The organism is Halomonas heilongjiangensis (genome assembly GCF_002879645.1).
Classification (GTDB): Bacteria; Pseudomonadota; Gammaproteobacteria; order Pseudomonadales; family Halomonadaceae; genus Halomonas; species Halomonas heilongjiangensis.
Genome location: NZ_PNRE01000023.1, coordinates 53,717 through 70,032 on the forward strand (window position 1 = coordinate 53,717; position 16,316 = coordinate 70,032).

Annotated in this window: 21 protein-coding genes; 3 read left to right on the forward strand and 18 right to left on the reverse strand. The window is 65.8% G+C overall.

Annotated elements, in window-relative coordinates; all coding sequences use genetic code 11:
• The first annotated feature begins 104 nt into the window (after positions 1–104).
• Together fabA and fabB are read left to right on the forward strand one after the other, a co-directional pair.
• Positions 105–620: a 3-hydroxyacyl-[acyl-carrier-protein] dehydratase FabA gene (gene fabA, locus C1H66_RS04570; RefSeq protein ID WP_102626732.1), complete on the forward strand. Its 516-nt coding sequence runs from the start codon at positions 105–107 to the stop codon at positions 618–620.
• Positions 621–633: 13 nt separating this feature from the next.
• The gene (fabB, locus tag C1H66_RS04575; protein ID WP_102626733.1) at positions 634–1,851 is read left to right on the forward strand and encodes a beta-ketoacyl-ACP synthase I; all 1,218 of its coding nucleotides are present in this window, start codon (positions 634–636) and stop codon (positions 1,849–1,851) included.
• Between the two features lie 77 nt (positions 1,852–1,928).
• Here the strand turns inward: fabB and C1H66_RS04580 are convergent, their stop codons facing one another.
• The 4 genes from C1H66_RS04580 to C1H66_RS04595 form a co-directional block, all read right to left on the reverse strand.
• A complete protein-coding gene (locus C1H66_RS04580; protein ID WP_102626734.1) occupies positions 1,929–2,693 on the reverse strand; it encodes a lysophospholipid acyltransferase family protein in 765 nt (254 codons plus the stop codon).
• A 2-nt stretch (positions 2,694–2,695) separates the two neighbouring features.
• The gene (locus C1H66_RS04585; RefSeq protein WP_102626735.1) at positions 2,696–3,583 is read right to left on the reverse strand and encodes a sugar nucleotide-binding protein; all 888 of its coding nucleotides are present in this window, start codon (positions 3,581–3,583) and stop codon (positions 2,696–2,698) included.
• Positions 3,584–3,632: 49 nt separating this feature from the next.
• Positions 3,633–4,241 (reverse strand): single-stranded DNA-binding protein, encoded by a 609-nt coding sequence (gene ssb, locus C1H66_RS04590; RefSeq protein ID WP_102626736.1) that lies wholly within the window; start codon positions 4,239–4,241, stop codon positions 3,633–3,635.
• Positions 4,242–4,322: 81 nt separating this feature from the next.
• Complete coding sequence (locus C1H66_RS04595; RefSeq protein ID WP_102626737.1) at positions 4,323–5,717, reverse strand: MFS transporter; 1,395 nt, start codon at positions 5,715–5,717, stop codon at positions 4,323–4,325.
• 163 nt (positions 5,718–5,880) lie between these two features.
• Here C1H66_RS04595 and uvrA point away from each other — a divergent pair, with 163 nt between their 5' ends.
• A complete protein-coding gene (gene uvrA, locus C1H66_RS04600; RefSeq protein WP_102626738.1) occupies positions 5,881–8,742 on the forward strand; it encodes an excinuclease ABC subunit UvrA in 2,862 nt (953 codons plus the stop codon).
• Between the two features lie 224 nt (positions 8,743–8,966).
• On the opposite strand, the gene rplQ is transcribed toward uvrA, so the two are convergent.
• The 14 genes from rplQ to rpsN all read right to left on the reverse strand — a co-directional run bounded on the left by rplQ (position 8,967) and on the right by rpsN (position 16,313).
• The gene (rplQ, locus tag C1H66_RS04605) at positions 8,967–9,359 is read right to left on the reverse strand and encodes a 50S ribosomal protein L17 (RefSeq protein ID WP_102626739.1); all 393 of its coding nucleotides are present in this window, start codon (positions 9,357–9,359) and stop codon (positions 8,967–8,969) included.
• 39 nt (positions 9,360–9,398) lie between these two features.
• The gene (locus C1H66_RS04610) at positions 9,399–10,397 is read right to left on the reverse strand and encodes a DNA-directed RNA polymerase subunit alpha (RefSeq protein ID WP_102626740.1); all 999 of its coding nucleotides are present in this window, start codon (positions 10,395–10,397) and stop codon (positions 9,399–9,401) included.
• Positions 10,398–10,480: 83 nt separating this feature from the next.
• Positions 10,481–11,101 (reverse strand): 30S ribosomal protein S4, encoded by a 621-nt coding sequence (gene rpsD / locus C1H66_RS04615; protein ID WP_102626741.1) that lies wholly within the window; start codon positions 11,099–11,101, stop codon positions 10,481–10,483.
• Between the two features lie 12 nt (positions 11,102–11,113).
• A complete protein-coding gene (rpsK, locus tag C1H66_RS04620) occupies positions 11,114–11,500 on the reverse strand; it encodes a 30S ribosomal protein S11 (protein WP_009723883.1) in 387 nt (128 codons plus the stop codon).
• A 39-nt stretch (positions 11,501–11,539) separates the two neighbouring features.
• Positions 11,540–11,896 carry a 30S ribosomal protein S13 gene (gene rpsM / locus C1H66_RS04625; protein ID WP_102626742.1) on the reverse strand — a complete coding sequence of 119 codons (357 nt, stop codon included), beginning with the start codon at positions 11,894–11,896 and terminating at the stop codon, positions 11,540–11,542.
• A gap of 124 nt (positions 11,897–12,020) precedes the next feature.
• Positions 12,021–12,134 (reverse strand): 50S ribosomal protein L36, encoded by a 114-nt coding sequence (gene rpmJ / locus C1H66_RS04630; RefSeq protein WP_008959154.1) that lies wholly within the window; start codon positions 12,132–12,134, stop codon positions 12,021–12,023.
• Between the two features lie 77 nt (positions 12,135–12,211).
• The gene (gene secY / locus C1H66_RS04635; protein WP_102626743.1) at positions 12,212–13,543 is read right to left on the reverse strand and encodes a preprotein translocase subunit SecY; all 1,332 of its coding nucleotides are present in this window, start codon (positions 13,541–13,543) and stop codon (positions 12,212–12,214) included.
• The gene (rplO, locus tag C1H66_RS04640) at positions 13,544–13,978 is read right to left on the reverse strand and encodes a 50S ribosomal protein L15 (protein WP_102626744.1); all 435 of its coding nucleotides are present in this window, start codon (positions 13,976–13,978) and stop codon (positions 13,544–13,546) included.
• A 3-nt stretch (positions 13,979–13,981) separates the two neighbouring features.
• Positions 13,982–14,164 (reverse strand): 50S ribosomal protein L30, encoded by a 183-nt coding sequence (gene rpmD / locus C1H66_RS04645; protein ID WP_102626776.1) that lies wholly within the window; start codon positions 14,162–14,164, stop codon positions 13,982–13,984.
• A 5-nt stretch (positions 14,165–14,169) separates the two neighbouring features.
• On the reverse strand, positions 14,170–14,670 hold the full coding sequence (gene rpsE / locus C1H66_RS04650) for a 30S ribosomal protein S5 (RefSeq protein ID WP_102626745.1): 501 nt from the start codon (positions 14,668–14,670) through the stop codon (positions 14,170–14,172).
• Positions 14,671–14,682: 12 nt separating this feature from the next.
• Positions 14,683–15,033 (reverse strand): 50S ribosomal protein L18, encoded by a 351-nt coding sequence (gene rplR, locus C1H66_RS04655; RefSeq protein ID WP_102626746.1) that lies wholly within the window; start codon positions 15,031–15,033, stop codon positions 14,683–14,685.
• Between the two features lie 9 nt (positions 15,034–15,042).
• On the reverse strand, positions 15,043–15,573 hold the full coding sequence (gene rplF / locus C1H66_RS04660) for a 50S ribosomal protein L6 (protein ID WP_102626747.1): 531 nt from the start codon (positions 15,571–15,573) through the stop codon (positions 15,043–15,045).
• Between the two features lie 9 nt (positions 15,574–15,582).
• Positions 15,583–15,975, reverse strand: coding sequence for a 30S ribosomal protein S8 (gene rpsH / locus C1H66_RS04665; RefSeq protein ID WP_102626748.1), 393 nt, complete (start codon positions 15,973–15,975; stop codon positions 15,583–15,585).
• Positions 15,976–16,007: 32 nt separating this feature from the next.
• Positions 16,008–16,313: a 30S ribosomal protein S14 gene (gene rpsN / locus C1H66_RS04670; RefSeq protein WP_102626749.1), complete on the reverse strand. Its 306-nt coding sequence runs from the start codon at positions 16,311–16,313 to the stop codon at positions 16,008–16,010.
• Positions 16,314–16,316 lie beyond the last annotated feature (3 nt).

Sequence of the window (16,316 nt, forward strand, 5' to 3'; positions counted from 1 at the left end):
GGCCCGGCGTGCATTCCCGGGCCACGGACAGTAGACTAGTCGGGCCGCTCGGCGGCAGCATGCCGTTCGCGGCATACAACAATGTCGACTCACGGAATGACTCAGTGACCAAGCAACACTCCTTTGATCGCGAAGAACTGCTGGCCTGCTCACGCGGCGAGCTGTTCGGCCCGGGCAACGCGCAGTTGCCGGCCCCCAACATGCTGATGCTCGACCGCATCACGCGCATCTACGAAGACGGCGGCGATCACGGCAAGGGCGAGCTGATCGCCGAGCTGGATATCCGTCCCGACCTGTGGTTCTTCGACTGCCACTTCCCCGGCGACCCGGTGATGCCCGGCTGCCTGGGCCTCGATGCCATGTGGCAGCTGGTCGGCTTCTATCTGGGCTGGCTGGGCCACCCGGGGCGTGGCCGGGCGCTGGGCTGCGGCGAGGTCAAGTTCACCGGCCAGATCCTTCCCGAAGCAGAGAAGGTCACCTACCGGATCAACATCAAGCGCATCATCACCCGGCGCTTGATCCTCGGCATGGCCGACGGCACCGTGTCCGTCGATGGCCGCGACATCTATCAGGCCAATGACCTGCGCGTCGGCCTGTTCACCTCCACCGCGAACTTCTGATCAGGAGGCTTCCATGCGACGAGTGGTAGTCACCGGCCTGGGCATCGTGTCCTGCCTGGGCAACGACCGGCAACAGGTTCTCGAGGCGCTCAAGGCGGGGCGTTCCGGCATTCGCTTCAAGGAGGAGTACGCCGAGCGCGGCTTTCGCAGCCAGGTGGCCGGCAGCGTCGACATCGACCTCGATGCCCTGATCGACCGCAAGCTGCGGCGTTTCATGGGCGACGCCGCGGCCTACGCCTATGTTGCCATGGCCCAGGCCATCGAGGACGCCGGCCTCACCCCGGAGCAGGTCTCCGATGAGCGCACCGGCCTGATCGCCGGCTCCGGCGGCGCCTCCAGCGCCAACCAGGTCGAAGCCGCCGACGTGATGCGCGAGAAGGGCCTGCGCCGAGTCGGCCCCTACCGGGTCACCCGCACCATGGGCAGCACCGTCTCCGCCTGCCTGGCCACGCCGTTCAGGATCAAGGGCGTCAACTACTCGATCTCCTCGGCCTGCGCCACCTCGGCCCACTGCATCGGCAGCGCCATGGAGCAGATCCAGATGGGCAAGCAGGACGTGGTCTTCGCCGGTGGCGGCGAGGAGGAACACTGGACCCTGTCGTGCCTGTTCGACGCCATGGGGGCGTTGTCAACCCACTACAATGACACCCCCGACAAGGCCTCGCGGCCCTACGACAAGGCCCGCGACGGCTTCGTCATCGCCGGTGGCGGCGGCATGCTGGTGCTCGAGGAGCTCGAGCACGCGCGTGCCCGCGGCGCCAGGATCTACGCCGAGGTGACCGGCTACGGCGCCACCTCCGACGGCCACGACATGGTCGCGCCCTCCGGCGAGGGTGCGTCACGCTGCATGCGTCAGGCGCTGGCCACCGTGGACGGCGAGATCGACTACATCAACACCCACGGCACCTCCACCCCGGTGGGCGATGTCGCCGAGCTCAAGGCGATCCGCGAGGTGTTCGGCGACAGCACCCCGGCGATGAGTTCCACCAAGTCGCTGACCGGCCACTCCCTGGGGGCCACCGGCGTGCAGGAGGCGATCTACTCGCTGCTGATGATGGAGAACGACTTCATCGCCGCCTCCGCCAACGTCGAGACCCTCGACGAGCAGGCCGACGGCTTCGACATCGTCACGACGCGACGCGACGGCGTGAAGGTCGAACGCGTGCTCTCCAACAGCTTCGGCTTCGGCGGCACCAACGCCTGCCTGGTGCTGGAGAAGTTCCGCGACTGACCCGGCGGAGCCGGGCCGATACGCAAGAGGCGCCCCTTGGGGCGCCTCTTGCGTCGTGACCACCGGCGAGCGGTGCGTCAGGCCATCGGCTTCTCGGCCGCCGGGGCCGCTTCCGGCACCGGCGGCCGGGGCACCTCGGAGATCTCCACGAGCCGCGCCTCGATCCACGCCTCCACCTCGACCAGCACCTCCTCGGGCGAGCGCCCGACGGTCTCGATGGGCTCGCCGATCACCAGCGAGAGCCGCCCGGGGTTCTTCACCCAGTGCCTGCCCGGCCAGCGCTCGCCGGCATTGTGGGCCACCGGCACCACCGGCCTGCCCGCCCGACAGGCGATCACCGCACCGCTCTTGTTGTAGCGCTTGCGGCTCCCCGGTGCCACCCGGGTGCCCTCGGGAAAGATCAGCACCGACAGCCCCTCCTCCAGGCGCGTCCTGCCCTGGCTGAGCACCTGTCGCATGGCCCGGGCCGGCTTCGAGCGATCCAGGGCGATGGGGTGCAGCAGGCGCAGCCCCCAGCCGAACAGTGGAATGTTGAGTAGCTCGCGCTTGAGCACCGTGCACACCGGCGGCTTGATCAGCTGCAGGTAGACCGTCTCCCATTCACACTGGTGATTGGCCAGGATCACGCAGGGCCCCTCGGGCAACCGCTCGCGCCCGCGAACGTCGTAGCGCACCCCGCAGGCGAGGCGGAACCAGGCGATGATGAAGTGGTTGTAGAGATTGAGCAGCCGGTAGCGCTTGGCCAGCGGCAGCAGGGGCGATACCGGCAGGAACAACACCCCGCAGACCAACATGGCCAGAAAATAACCGGCATAGAACAGCAGGCTACGCAGCACGTTCATGGTCACTCCTCGACCTCCGCGTCGGAGCGGCTGCGGTCGTTGGCCCGGCACCAGGCATCCAGCATGCGCCCCAGCTCCAGCCGCCAGGGTTTCTGGTGCACGCCGAACACCGCCAGCACCCGACGACAGTTGAGCACCCGGCGCAACGGCTGGTCGTGGTGGTGGTGCAGCGCCTTGACGCCGCCCAGTTCGAGGCGCTCGCCACGGCCCTCCAGGCGGGTCGCCAACTGGGTGCGCACCATGGAGATGAAGGTGTAGGCGCTGACCGGCTCGGTACCGGCCAGGTGGTAGCTGCCCCAGGCACCGGCACCGCAGTGCTGCTGCTGGAGCATGCCGATCAACGCCATGGCCACGGCATCCGCCGAGGTCGGGCAGAAGGTCACGTCGGACTCGCCGCGCAGCTCTCCCCCCGCCACCAGGGTATCGATCAGCTCATTCAGCCAGGCGTTGCTGCCCTCCAGGGCGAACAGCGGCCCCAGCCGCACGATCAGGTGCCGCGGGTGCTCGGCGCGGATACGAGCGCCGGTGGCGACCAGCCGGCGCAGGCTCTCATCCCGCGGGGCGGGGATGACATGCTCGTCGATCGGCGCCTCGAAGCCATCCTGGTAGAGCTGGTCGGAGACGCACCACACCAGCGGCACGTCGGCCGCCAGACAGGCCTCCATGCACGCCTCCACCGCCTCGGCATGGGCGGTGACGGCGGCCGGCTCGGCACTGATCGGCCGCGCCAGGGGCGGAATCACCAGGGCATCGGGGGCGATCTCCTCGAGCCGCCCCGCGTCGAGCGCGAGGCCCACCTCGATGACCAGTTCGGTATCGCTACGTCGGCTGGCCTCCCGGACCAGCGCCAGGCTCAGGCAGTGGCCGGCATCGAGTATCAGCAGCTTCACGGCGTCTCCTTCGGGTTCCAACGCCGCCCGGGCATCAGTTGCAGCTCATTCAGAACGGGATCTCGTCGTCGAAGTCATCGAAGCTGCCCGGATCGGGAGCACCATAGTTGCCGCCCTGCTGGCCGCCGCCCTGCTGGGGCGCCGGTGCCGGCTGCGGAGCCGGGCGCTGCTGGGGCTGGCCACCGCCGAAGCCGCCACCCTGCTGGGCCGCATTGCCGTAGCCGCCCTGGGGCGGCGGCTGCCCGCCCGGATAACCGCCGCCCTGCTGGGCCATGCCGCCGCCCTGCTGGGCCGTGCCGCCACCCTGGAAGTCACCGCCGCTGCGGGAATCGAGCATCTGCATGTCGTTGGCGACGATCTCGGTGCTGTAGCGGTCCTGGCCGTCCTGGCCCTGCCACTTGCGGGTCTGCAGCCGCCCCTCGATGTAGATGCGCGCCCCTTTCTTGAGGTACTGCTGGGCAATCTCGGCGAGCTTGTTGAACATCACCACCGTGTGCCATTCGGTACGCTCCTGGCGCTGGCCGCTCTGGCGGTCCGTCCAGGTATCGGTGGTGGCGAGGCGCAGGTTGGCGACCGGATTGCCGGACGGCATGAAGCGAACTTCCGGATCCTGCCCCAGGTTGCCGATGAGAATGACCTTGTTGACGCCGCGGGCCATGTGGGACTCCTTGCTGTCGTGAATTCGTGATGCGGTGGAATGCGTGGCGCGAACGGCGCCCTGTGTCAGATCATACGCCGCTCAGGCGTCGCTGTGGCCCCTCCGTGACTCAATCAGCCGCGTCAGGGCCTCCTCGTCGAGGCGCTGGCGATCCACCTTGAGGTAGGCCAGCCGCTCCTCGGGCACCACCAGCACGTCCTCGACCCCGGCCACCTCGGCGAGATGCGCCATCAGCGTCTCCAGCGCGTCGCCATGGGGCTCGCCCTCCAGCGCCACCACCTCGCTGGAGAGGTGCCGGGGGGCCGTCATGCCGGCCATTAGCGCCAACCACACCAGGCCGAGCAGGGCACAACCGAGAAAGACCGCCGACAGCCCCCACTGCTGGGCCAGGAAACCGCCCAGCACCCCGCCCAGGAAGGCGCCGAGAAACTGGCTGGTGGAATAGATGCCCATGGCGGTGCCCTTGGCCCCGGCCGGGGCCAGCTTGCTGAGCATCGAGGGCAGCGTGGCCTCGAGCAGGTTGAACGCGGTGAAGAACAGCAACAACCAGCCGAACAGCCCCCACCACCCCGCGGCGAGCCCCGCCAGCCCGCCCAGGCTAAGGGTGATGGCAGCGATCGCCAGCAGGCACATGGCCTTCATGCGTCGCTGCTTCTCGGCGACGATCACCAGCGGCACCATGAAGGCGAAGGCCAGCACCATGATCCCCAGGTAGGTCAGCCCATGGCGCTCGAGGGCGATGCCCGCCTCCAGCAACCGGAAGGGCACGGCGACGAAGATCGCCATCAGGATCAGGTGCAGGGCGAAGATCGACAGGTCCATCCGCCACAGGTCGCTGCGGGCGACGATCGCCCGCCACTGGTCACGGTCGAGCCCCACGTCGCGGTGGCGCAACCGGCGTGGCGCCGGCGGTACCAGCTTCCACAGCACCACCAGCCCGAGGACGGCGAGCAGCGCGGTGAACCAGAACACCGCCGACAACCCCTGCCACGACGCCAGCCAGGGCCCGAGCACCATGGCCACGGCGAAGGCCACGCCGATCGACAGGCCGATGGTCGCCATGGCCGCGGTGCGGATCTGCTCGCGGGTCTGATCGGCGAGCAATGCCATGATCGCCGCGGCCACCGCCCCGCTGCCCTGCAGGCAGCGCCCCAGCACCACCCCGCCGATGCTGTCCGCCTGGGCAGCGACCACGCTGCCGAGCAGGAACAGCAGCAGCCCGGCGGCGATCACCGGCTTGCGACCGAGGCGATCGGAGAGCAGGCCGAAGGGAATCTGCAACACCGCCTGGGTCAGCCCGTAGATACCCAGCGCCAGGCCCACCAGCAGTGGCGTGGCGCCGGCCAGGTCGTCGGCATACAGCGCCAGGACCGGCAACACCATGAACAGCCCCAGCATGCGCGTGGCATAGAGGCCGGCTAGGCCGGCGATGGCGCGCCGTTCGGTGGCTAACAGCAGTCCAGTGACCTTTCGCATAGGGTTTTCGGCATTCCGTGAGCGGGCATCGTCTACCCGTTGGTGGACCGCACATTCTAGCGGCTCGCCGCCCCCCAGGGAAAGCCGCTCGCCGGCAACGCTTTTGCCGGTGATGCGGCGGTGGACGTATAATCGAGCCTTTGCCGTGCGTCTCGAGGTGGGAATGGACAGGATTCTGGTCAGGGGTGCCCGCACCCACAACCTCAAGCAGATCGATGTGGAACTGCCCCGCGACGCCCTGATCGTGGTCACCGGGCTCTCCGGCTCCGGGAAGTCGTCGCTGGCCTTCGATACCCTCTACGCCGAGGGCCAGCGACGCTACGTGGAGTCGCTCTCCACCTATGCCCGGCAGTTCCTGTCGATGATGGAGAAGCCCGACGTCGACCATATCGAGGGCCTCTCGCCGGCGATCTCCATCGAGCAGAAGTCCACCTCCCACAACCCGCGCTCCACGGTGGGCACCATCACCGAGATCTACGACTACCTGCGCCTGCTGTTCGCCCGTGCCGGCACGCCGCGCTGCCCGGAGCACGGCGAGGACCTCGAGGCCCAGACCATCTCGCAGATGGTCGACCAGGTGCTGGCCCTGCCCGAGGGCAGCAAGTTGATGCTGCTCGCTCCCGTGGTCAAGGGGCGCAAGGGCGAGCACCTGCAGCTGCTCGCCGAACTCCGCGCCCAGGGCTTCGTACGCGCCATGGTCGATGGCCAGGTGCTGGAGCTCGATGATATCGCCCCGCTGGACAAGAACCGCAAGCACGACATCAGCGTGGTGGTCGACCGCATCAAGGTGCGCGAGGGCCTGGCCCAGCGCCTGGCGGAATCCTTCGAGACCGCCCTGAACCTGGCCGACGGCGTCGCCGTGATCCATTTCATGGACGGCGAGCAGGAGGACATCAACTTCTCGGCGCGCTTCGCCTGCCCGGTGTGCGGCTACTCCATCGCCGAGCTCGAGCCGCGCATGTTCTCCTTCAACAACCCGGCCGGCGCCTGCCCCACCTGCGACGGCCTGGGCGTGCAGCAGTTCTTCGACCCGGACAAGCTGATCAGCCACCCCGGGCTGTCCCTGGCCGAGGGCGTGATCAAGGGCTGGGATCGCCGCAGCGTCTACTACTTCAACCAGCTGCAGTCGGTGGCCGAGCACTATCGCTTCACCCTGGAGACCCCCTGGCAGGACCTCGCCCGCCACGAGCGCGAGATCATCCTCCACGGCAGTGGCAGCGACGAGATCGCCTTCCACTACGTCAACGACCGCGGCCGCAAGGTGACCCGCGAGCACCCCTTCGAGGGGGTGCTGCCCAACATGCAGCGCCGCTACCGCGAGACCGAGTCGAGCATGGTCCGCGAGGAGCTGGCCCGCTACGTCGCCGTGCAGCCCTGCCCGACCTGCCACGGTTCGCGCCTGCGCAAGGAATCGCGGCACGTCTATATCGACGACCGCCCCCTGCCGGAAATCGTCCACCTGCCGATCGGCGAGGCCCTGCGCTACTTCAGGGAGCTCACGCTGCCCGGCCGCAGGGGCGAGATCGCGGTCAAGATCATCAACGAGATCCACGCCCGCCTCGAGTTCCTGGTCAACGTCGGGCTCGACTACCTCAACCTGGAGCGCAGCGCCGACACCCTCTCCGGCGGGGAGGCCCAGCGCATCCGCCTGGCCAGCCAGATCGGCGCCGGCCTGGTGGGGGTGATGTACATCCTCGACGAACCCTCCATCGGCCTCCACCAGCGCGACAACGATCGCCTGCTCAAGACCCTCGAGCACCTGCGCGACCTGGGCAATACCGTGATCGTGGTCGAACACGACGAGGATGCCATCCGCGCCGCCGACCACGTGCTCGACATCGGACCCGGCGCCGGGGTCCACGGCGGCCGCATCGTCGCCCAGGGCACCCCCGAGCAGATCATGGCCACCCCGGCATCGCTGACCGGCCAGTACCTGGCCGGCACCCGCCGCATCGAGGTGCCACCCTGGCGCATCCCCGGCAACCCGGAGAAGGTGCTGCGCCTGGTCGGCGCCACCGGCAACAACCTGCAGGACGTCACCCTGACCGTGCCGCTCGGGCTGTTCATCTGCGTCACCGGGGTCTCCGGCTCCGGCAAGTCGACGCTGATCAACGGCACCCTGATGCCGATCGCCGCCCGCGAACTCAACAAGGCCACCAGCCTGACGCCGGAGGCCCATGAGCGCATCGAGGGCCTGAATCAGCTCGACAAGGTGATCGACATCGACCAGAGCCCGATCGGTCGTACGCCGCGCTCCAACCCCGCCACCTACACCGGCATCTTCACGCCGATCCGCGAGCTGTTCGCCGGCACCCAGGAGGCCCGCTCGCGGGGCTACAAGCCGGGCCGCTTCTCGTTCAACGTCAAGGGCGGGCGCTGCGAGGCGTGCCAGGGCGAGGGCATGATCAAGGTCGAGATGCACTTCCTGCCCGACATCTACGTGCCCTGCGACGTCTGCAAGGGTAAGCGCTACAACCGCGAGACCCTGGAGATCGCCTACAAGGGCAAGAGCATCCACGAGGTACTGGAGATGACCGTCGAGGAGGCGCTGGAATTCTTCAGCCCGGTGCCGGCCATCGCCCGGCGCCTGCAGACGCTGATGGATGTGGGCCTGTCGTATATCCGCCTGGGCCAGAGCGCCACGACGCTGTCTGGCGGCGAGGCCCAGCGGGTCAAGCTGGCCCGCGAGCTGGCCAAGCGCGACACCGGCAAGACCCTCTACATCCTCGACGAACCGACCACCGGCCTGCACTTCGAGGACATCCGCCAGCTGCTCACCGTGCTGCACCGGCTGCGCGACCACGGCAACACCATCGTGGTGATCGAGCACAACCTCGACGTGATCAAGACCGCCGACTGGCTCATCGACCTCGGCCCCGAGGGCGGCTCCGGCGGCGGGCGGATCATCGCCGAGGGCACCCCGGAACAGGTCGCCCGCATGGAGGCCTCGCACACCGGGCGCTTCCTCAAGCCGCTGCTGGCCCGGGCCGAGCACCACCAGGCAGAGCCGGAGACCACTGCGTAGCTGCGCGCGGCGCTCGCCAACGCCGGTGCAGGCCGGCGCTTGGCGCGTGCAAAAGCGAACCTCATTCTTCAAGGATGAAGAATGGAGCGCCCAGGGAGGGGTTCACAGCGTGTGAGCGTTGCACGCACCAAGATCAGCCGGCCTTGCCCCGCGCGAAAAAAACCGGCCCCTTGCGGGAGCCGGTTTTTCTATTGCGCTGCCAGGCCGAAGCCCGCTGCCGGGGATCACTCCTCGACGGCGACGTCCTCGTCCTCGACGATCGGACGATCGACGAGCTCGACGAAGGCCATGGGCGCGTTGTCGCCGGTGCGGAAACCGCACTTGAGGATACGGACGTAACCGCCCGGACGCTCGACGTAACGCGGACCCAGCTCGTTGAAGAGCTTGCCGACCGCTTCCTTCGAGCGGGTGCGGCTGAAGGCCAGACGACGGTTGGCGACGCTGTCCTGCTTGGCCAGGGTGATCAGCGGCTCGATGACGCGACGCAGCTCCTTGGCCTTGGGCAGGGTTGTCTTGATCACTTCGTGCTCGATCAGCGACACGCTCATGTTCTTGAACATGGCCTGGCGATGCGAGCTCGTGCGATTCAGGTGACGACCACTCTTACGATGACGCATGGTTGTGATTCCTTACCAAACTGGGACTCGGGTCGACGCTCACGCGGAGGCCTTGTCGTCCTTCAGGCTTGCCGGCGGCCAGTTCTCCAGCCGCATGCCAAGGGACAGACCACGGGCTGCCAGAACGTCCTTGATCTCGTTCAGGGACTTCTTGCCGAGGTTCGGGGTCTTCAACAGCTCCACCTCGGTGCGCTGGATCAGATCGCCGATGTAGTAGATATTCTCGGCCTTCAGGCAGTTGGCACTGCGGACGGTCAACTCGAGATCGTCTACGGGGCGCAGCAGGATCGGATCGATGTGATCCTCCTCCTCCTCCACTTCCTGTTCCTTGTCGGCTTCCAGATCGACGAACGCGGCCAGCTGCTCCTGCAGGATGGTCGCGCTGCGACGGATCGCCTCTTCCGGATCCAGGGTGCCGTCGGTCTCCAGGCTGATGATCAGCTTGTCGAGGTCGGTGCGCTGTTCGACACGCGCGGCCTCGACCGAGTAGGAAACCCGGCGCACGGGGCTGAAGGTCGCATCCAGCTGCAGGCGACCGATGGCACGAGACTCGTCGTCGGCACCGAGGCGTGCATCCGCCGGCTCATAGCCGCGGCCGCGCGCCACCTTGAGCTGCATCTTCAGCTCGGCGCCTTCGTTGACGTGGGCGATGACGTGCTCGGGGTTGACGATCTCGACGTCATGGTCGAGGGCGATGTCACCCGCGGTCACCACGGCCGGGCCCTGCTTGTTCAGCGAGAGCACCGCCTCGTCGCGGCTGTGCATCTTGATCGCCACGTCCTTGAGGTTCAGGAGGATCTCGATGACATCTTCCTGGACGCCCTCGATCGCGCTGTACTCGTGATCGACACCGGCGATCTCGGCCTCCACCACGGCACAGCCGGGCATGGACGAGAGCAGGATGCGACGCAGTGCATTGCCCAGGGTGTGGCCGAAACCACGCTCGAAGGGCTCGAGCACGATCTTCGCGTGATGTGCGCTGATTTCTTCGACCTTGATGTCGCGAGGACGGAGAAACTCTGTCACTGAACGCTGCATATGAACACCTTTCAGGCTGCCAAACGGATACTCGGTACTCGTCACCGGGCCCGCACCGCGGGCCCGGCATCACCCGGAGGCGATTACTTCGAGTACAGCTCGACGATCAGGTTTTCGTTGATGTCGGCAGTCAGGTCACCGCGTTCAGGCAGAGCCTTGAAAGTGCCTTCCATCTTCTTGGCATCGATTTCGATCCAGGCGACATCGCCGCGGTTGGCGGAGATCGCCAGGGCGTTCTGGATACGCGCCTGGTTCTTCGCCTTCTCGCGCACGGACACCACGTCACCGGGCTTGACCTGGTAGGAAGCCACGTTGACGGTGCGGCCGTTCACGGCGATCGCCTTGTGACTGACCAGCTGACGCGCCTCGGAGCGGGTCGAGCCGAAGCCCATGCGGTAGACGACGTTGTCCAGTCGGGATTCGAGAAGCTGCAGCAACACCTCGCCGGTCGCGCCCTTGAGACGGGCCGCTTCCTTGTAGTAGTTGCGGAACTGCTTCTCGAGCACGCCGTACATGCGGCGTACTTTCTGCTTCTCGCGAAGCTGCAAGCCGTAGTCGGAAAGACGCTGACGGCGCTGGCCGTGCACACCCGGGATCTGCTCGGATTTGCACTTCTTCTCGAAGGGAGTGACACCGCTCTTCAGAAAGAGGTCGGTCCCCTCACGACGAGACAGTTTGCACTTCGGTCCAATGTAACGAGCCATGAATCTGTCTCCTTATACGCGGCGTTTCTTCGGCGGACGGCAGCCATTGTGGGGAATGGGCGTCGCGTCGGTGATGCTCTGCACGCGGAAGCCGGCGGCATTGAGGGCGCGCACGGCGGATTCACGGCCAGGACCGGGGCCCTTGACCAGCACGTCGACGTTTTTCACACCATACTCGGCTGCAGCGGTCGCTGCACGTTCGCTTGCCACTTGAGCAGCGAACGGGGTGCTCTTGCGAGAACCACGAAAACCCGAACCACCGGCAGTCGCCCAGGAGAGAGCGTTGCCCTGGCGGTCTGTGATCGTCACGATCGTGTTGTTAAAAGAGGCGTGGATATGCGCAACGGCATCCACCACCTGCTTTTTAACCTTTTTACGGTTGCTACGCGGGTTAGCCATGTTGATGTTTCTTCCTGTCTTTACGCCAGAACGTGCGTGTTATTTGCGGATCGGCTTGCGCGGGCCCTTGCGGGTACGCGCATTGGTCTTGGTACGCTGACCACGCAGCGGAAGACCACGACGATGACGCAGACCACGGTAGCAACCCAGGTCCATGAGACGCTTGATATTCAGCGTGACATCACGGCGCAGGTCACCTTCAACGGTATACTTGCCGACTTCGGACCGCAGGGCATCCAGCTCTTCGCTGGACAGTTCCTGGATCTTGGTGGTCGGCGCGATGCCGGTCGCGGCACAGATCTCCTGAGCGCGAGTACGGCCAATCCCGAAGATATAGGTCAGCGAGATCGCCGCATGCTTGTTGTCCGGGATATTGACGCCTGCAATACGGGCCATCAGCTTACTCCGAAATTTGAGCGGCTTGCTCGATTGGTCATCTACAAAAGGCGCAACAGCATACCCCTTTCCCTACCAGAGGGCAAGGGGCATGCCGGCACCCGGTCTAGCACAGCCTTCAGGTTCAGCCCTGACGCTGCTTGTGCCGCGGCTCGCTGCAGATGACGCGCACGGCGCCATTGCGACGAATGATCTTGCAGTTACGGCACATTTTCTTCACGGAAGCTCGAACTTTCATCGTTCCATCTCCAAAGTTGGCTCGCGCCGCGAGCCGACACCTCAGCCCGCGGCGCGCCAAGTCGCCGGCGGCGCGCCTCAGCGCATCATGCCGCCGCTACCGTAGCCTTTCAGGTTGGACTTCTTCATCACCGACTCGTACTGGTGCGACATGAGGTGCGACTGCACCTGGGCCATGAAGTCCATGATCACCACCACCACGATCAACAGCGAGGTACCGCCGAAGAAGAACGGCACGTTCCACGCCACGATCAGGAACTGGGGCATCAGGGAAACCGCAGTGATGTACAAGGCACCGAACAGGGTCAGACGCGTCATGACCTTGTCGACGTAGCGAGCGGTCTGCTCGCCCGGGCGAATCCCCGGCAGGAAGGCCCCCGACTTCTTGAGGTTGTCGGCGACATCCTTGGGATTGAAGACCAGCGCTGTGTAAAAGAAGCAGAAGAATACCACCGCCGCGCCGAAAAGCAAGATATACAGCGGCTGCCCAGGGCCCAGGGCCTGGGACGCACGCTGCAGCCACTCCATGCCTTCGCCGGCTCCCACCCACTGCCCCAGCGAGGCCGGGAACAGCAGGATGCTCGAGGCGAAGATCGCCGGAATGACGCCCGCCATGTTCACCTTGAGCGGCAGGTAGCTGCTCTGGCCGGCATACATCTTGTTGCCGACCTGGCGACGCGGATAGTTCACCGTGATACGGCGCTGGCCGCGCTCGATGAACACCACGAAGGCCACGGTGGCGATACCCAGCACGGACAGGGCCAGCAGCGGCAACACGTTCCAGGCGCCCTCGTTACGGGCCAGCTCGAAGGCCTGGCCGACGGCGCCGGGCAGGCCGGCGACGATACCGGCGAAGATCAGCAGCGAGATGCCGTTGCCGATTCCCTTCTCGGTAATCTGCTCGCCCAGCCACATCAGGAACACCGCACCGGTCACGAAGCTCACGATGGCGGTGAAATAGAAGCTGAAGTCGGCCGTGTAGGCGATGCCCTGGCTGGCCAGGCCCACCGACATGCCGGTGGCCTGGACCAGCGCCAGGACCACGGTGCCGTAGCGGGTGTACTGGCTGATCTTGCGGCGGCCGGCCTCGCCCTCCTTCTTGAGTTGCTCGAGGTGGGGCGAGACCGCGGTCAGCAGCTGCATGATGATCGACGCCGAGATGTAGGGCATGATGCCCAGCGCCATGATGCTCATGCGCTCCAGGGCGCCACCCGAGAACATGTTGAACATGCCCAGGATGGTGCCCTGCTGCTCCCTGAACAAGGCAGCAAGCTGGTCAGGATTGATACCGGGAACGGGGATGTGGGCACCGATACGGTAGACCACGATGGCGAGGAGCACGAAGCGCAGACGCGCCCACAGTTCACTCAGACCGCTGCCCATCGCCGGCATTTTTCCTGACTTGGCCATTTAGTCCTCTACCTTGCCACCGGCGGCTTCGATCGCGGCACGGGCACCCTTGGTGACCTTGAGGCCGCGAACGGTGACCGCCTTGTTCAGTTCGCCGGAAAGGATCACCTTCGCGTGCAGCGTGGCGTCCTTGAGCACGTTGGCCTCCTTGAGGGTGGCCAGGGTGACCTCGTCACCGGCGACCTTGGCCAGCTCGCCCAGGCGCACCTCTTCGGAAACCAGCGACTTCATCGAGGTGAAGCCGAACTTCGGCAGACGACGCTGCAGCGGCATCTGGCCGCCCTCGAAACCGGGCTTGACGCTGCCGCCACTGCGGGCCTTCTGGCCCTTGTGACCGCGACCGCCGGTCTTGCCCAGTCCGGAGCCGATGCCACGACCGACGCGCTTCTCGGCGTGCTTGGAACCCGGAGCCGGGCTCAGGCTATTGAGTTTCATGGATTACTCTCCCTCAACGCGCACAAGGTAGTTGACCTTGTGGATCATGCCGCGCACGGCGGGGGTGTCTTCCAGCTCGACCGAATGACCGATGCGGCGCAGCCCGAGGCCCTTCATGGTGGCCTTGTGCTTGGGCAGGACGCCGATGGTGCTGCGGGTCTGGGTCACCTTGAGTGTTGCTGCCATGGTATTCACCCCGTGATCGCTTCGACGGACAGACCGCGCTTGGCGGCGATGTCATCCGGCGACTGCATGGAGGCCAGACCGTTGACGGTCGCACGCACCACGTTCACCGGGTTGGTGGAGCCGTAGCACTTGGCCAGGACGTCGTGGACGCCGGCCAGCTCGAGCACGGAGCGCATGGCGCCGCCGGCGATGATCCCGGTACCCTCGGAGGCCGGCTGCATGTATACCTTGGAGGCACCGTGACGGGCCTTGACCGGGTACTGCAGGGTGCCACCGCTGAGGTTCACCTTGATCATGTTGCGACGCGCCTGGTCCATCGCCTTCTGGATCGCGACCGGCACTTCACGCGCCTTGCCGCGGCCGAAGCCGACACGACCCTTGCCATCGCCCACGACGGTCAGGGCGGTGAAACCGAAGATACGGCCACCCTTGACCACCTTGGCGACACGGTTGACCTGCACGAGCTTTTCCTGCAGATCGCCGCTTTGCTGTTCGTTCTTCGCCATCGTAAAAACCCTTTAGAATTCCAGGCCGCCTTCACGAGCGGCGTCGGCCAGGGCCTTCACACGACCGTGGTACTTGAAACCGGCACGATCGAAGGCCACCTGGGTGATGCCAGCCTGCTTGGCGCGTTCGGCAATCAGTGCGCCCACCTTGGCGGCGGCGTCGGCATTGCCGGTCGCACCCTCACGCAGGGCCTTGTCCAGCGTGGAAGCGCTGGCCAGGACCTTGCCACCATCCGGCGAGATGATCTGCGCGTAGATGTGGCGGGGGGTACGGTTGACGCACAGGCGATACACGCCCAGCTCGCGGATCTTGGCGCGAGCGCGGCGGGCACGACGGAGACGAGATTCTTTCTTCGCGTTCATAACCCTGCCTTACTTCTTCTTGGCTTCTTTGCGACGCACCTGCTCGTCGGCGTACCGGACACCCTTGCCCTTGTAGGGCTCGGGCGGACGGAAGGCGCGGATTTCCGCGGCGACCTGGCCGAGCCGCTGCTTGTCCGCGCTCTTCAGCACGATCACGGTGTTCTTCGGCGTTTCCGCCACGACACCGTCAGGCAGCGTGTAGTCGACCGGGTGCGAGAAGCCCAGTGTAAGATTGAGCGTCTGGCCCTTTGCCTGGGCACGATAACCGACGCCGTTGATCTCGAGGGTCTTGGTGAAACCCTCGGAGACACCGGTGACCAGGTTCTGAACCAGGGCACGGGTGGTACCGACCATCGCCCAGCTCTTGGCGGTCTCGCTCGGGGCGAAGGTCAGCTGTCCGTCCTCCTGACCGATCGCCACATCGGCGTGAACGGTCATGGACAGGGTGCCCTGGCCGCCCTTGACGGTCAGCTGGTCGCCGTCGAGCTTGACGTCGACGCCGCTGGGCACTTTAACCGGATATTTGGCTACGCGGGACATTCCAAACTCCTAGAATACGGTGCAGATGACTTCGCCACCGACACCAGCCTTGCGAGCCGCACGATCGGTCATCACCCCGTTGGAGGTGGTGACGATCGCGATACCCAGGCCATCGGCGACCTTCGGAAGCGCGTCCTTGCCCTTGTAGGAGCGAAGGGACGGCTTGGAAACCCGCTGGATGTGCTCGATGACCGGCTTGCCCTCGAAATACTTGAGGGTCACGGTCAGCTCGGGCTTGGCACCTTCGGACACCGCGAAGTCGTTGATGTAACCCTCTTCCTTCAATACGCGGGCCACCTCGACCTTCTGCTTGGAGGACGGCATGGTGACCGTCTCCTTGGTGGCCATCTGCGCATTGCGGATACGGGTGAACATATCCGCCAGAGTGTCTTGCATGCTCATTTACGTTGCGCTCCTGATGATTCTACGTGGCGTTACCAGCTGGACTTCTTCAGTCCAGGGACGTCGCCACGCATGGCGGCTTCACGCAGCTTGTTGCGACCGAGGCCGAACTTGTTGTAGTAGCCGTGCGGACGGCCAGTGATACGGCAGCGGTTGCGCTGGCGCACCGGGCTGGAGTCGCGCGGCAGCTGCTGCAGCTTCAGCGTTGCCTCGAAGCGCTCTTCATCGGAAGCGTTGACGTCCTGGATGACCGCCTTGAGCTCGGCGCGCTTGGCGGCATACTTCGCCACCAGCTTGGTGCGCTTGAGCTCACGCTCTACCATGCTCTTCTTTGCCATGAT

Bases quoted from the DNA above. Each gene is read 5' to 3' on its own strand.
- ssb (WP_102626736.1), bottom strand. From the start codon at position 4,241: ATGGCCCGCGGCGTCAACAAGGTCATTCTCATCGGCAACCTGGGGCAG.
- rplF (WP_102626747.1), bottom strand. From the start codon at position 15,573: ATGTCCCGCGTAGCCAAATATCCGGTTAAAGTGCCCAGCGGCGTCGAC.
- C1H66_RS04595 (WP_102626737.1), bottom strand. From the start codon at position 5,717: ATGCGAAAGGTCACTGGACTGCTGTTAGCCACCGAACGGCGCGCCATC.
- rpsD (WP_102626741.1), bottom strand. From the start codon at position 11,101: ATGGCTCGTTACATTGGACCGAAGTGCAAACTGTCTCGTCGTGAGGGG.
- C1H66_RS04610 (WP_102626740.1), bottom strand. From the start codon at position 10,397: ATGCAGCGTTCAGTGACAGAGTTTCTCCGTCCTCGCGACATCAAGGTC.
- rpsM (WP_102626742.1), bottom strand. From the start codon at position 11,896: ATGGCCCGTATTGCAGGCGTCAATATCCCGGACAACAAGCATGCGGCG.
- fabB (WP_102626733.1), top strand. From the start codon at position 634: ATGCGACGAGTGGTAGTCACCGGCCTGGGCATCGTGTCCTGCCTGGGC.
- rpsK (WP_009723883.1), bottom strand. From the start codon at position 11,500: ATGGCTAACCCGCGTAGCAACCGTAAAAAGGTTAAAAAGCAGGTGGTG.
- rplO (WP_102626744.1), bottom strand. From the start codon at position 13,978: ATGAAACTCAATAGCCTGAGCCCGGCTCCGGGTTCCAAGCACGCCGAG.
- C1H66_RS04580 (WP_102626734.1), bottom strand. From the start codon at position 2,693: ATGAACGTGCTGCGTAGCCTGCTGTTCTATGCCGGTTATTTTCTGGCC.
- rpmD (WP_102626776.1), bottom strand. From the start codon at position 14,164: ATGGCAGCAACACTCAAGGTGACCCAGACCCGCAGCACCATCGGCGTC.
- rpsE (WP_102626745.1), bottom strand. From the start codon at position 14,670: ATGGCGAAGAACGAACAGCAAAGCGGCGATCTGCAGGAAAAGCTCGTG.
- rpsH (WP_102626748.1), bottom strand. From the start codon at position 15,975: ATGAGCATGCAAGACACTCTGGCGGATATGTTCACCCGTATCCGCAAT.
- rpsN (WP_102626749.1), bottom strand. From the start codon at position 16,313: ATGGCAAAGAAGAGCATGGTAGAGCGTGAGCTCAAGCGCACCAAGCTG.
- rpmJ (WP_008959154.1), bottom strand. From the start codon at position 12,134: ATGAAAGTTCGAGCTTCCGTGAAGAAAATGTGCCGTAACTGCAAGATC.
- uvrA (WP_102626738.1), top strand. From the start codon at position 5,881: ATGGACAGGATTCTGGTCAGGGGTGCCCGCACCCACAACCTCAAGCAG.
- rplQ (WP_102626739.1), bottom strand. From the start codon at position 9,359: ATGCGTCATCGTAAGAGTGGTCGTCACCTGAATCGCACGAGCTCGCAT.
- secY (WP_102626743.1), bottom strand. From the start codon at position 13,543: ATGGCCAAGTCAGGAAAAATGCCGGCGATGGGCAGCGGTCTGAGTGAA.
- rplR (WP_102626746.1), bottom strand. From the start codon at position 15,033: ATGAACGCGAAGAAAGAATCTCGTCTCCGTCGTGCCCGCCGCGCTCGC.